At 63.4% G+C, this 421-nt stretch carries 1 protein-coding gene; it reads right to left on the bottom strand.

The annotated features are described in order from the left end of the window. Positions 1–59: 59 nt before the first annotated feature. Positions 60–421 (bottom strand): Bug family tripartite tricarboxylate transporter substrate binding protein (locus RVY79_RS17575; RefSeq protein WP_317465778.1); only part of this gene is annotated, 362 nt, incomplete at its 5' end.

Here is a 421-nt window from a genome sequence, read left to right as displayed (position 1 = left end):
GTGGTGCAGCAACTGCACCACTTGGCCGCGGCGCCAAACAACCATCTTCGACGCGTCGGCTATTCGGGCTTGACTCCCGCCTTCGTCAGCACCTCGCGTGTGTACTTGAAGTCGGCGTCGATCTTCTTCGCGAAGGTTGCCGGCGCCTCCCAAGTCGGCTGCATCCCCAACGACTCTAAGCGCTGCTTAACATCGGGGAGTTCCGCAACCTTGCGCAGGGCGTTGCTCAGGCGGGCGAGCTCCTCCGGGGGCAATCCCTTCGGTGCCCAGAAGCCATAGACATTCGTCGTCACGAAGCTCGGCAACCCAACCTCAGTGCTGGTCGGGACGTCCTTCAGCGGACCATCGAGCCGCGCCTGTGACGTCGTCACGACTGGCTTGAGCTTGCCGGAACTCGCGTTGTGGGATGCCAGCAGCGGCG

The organism is Chromohalobacter sp. HP20-39 (assembly GCF_033052815.1).
Classification (GTDB): domain Bacteria; phylum Pseudomonadota; class Gammaproteobacteria; order Pseudomonadales; family Halomonadaceae; genus Chromohalobacter.
This window is presented reverse-complemented; position numbering and strand designations above follow the sequence as displayed.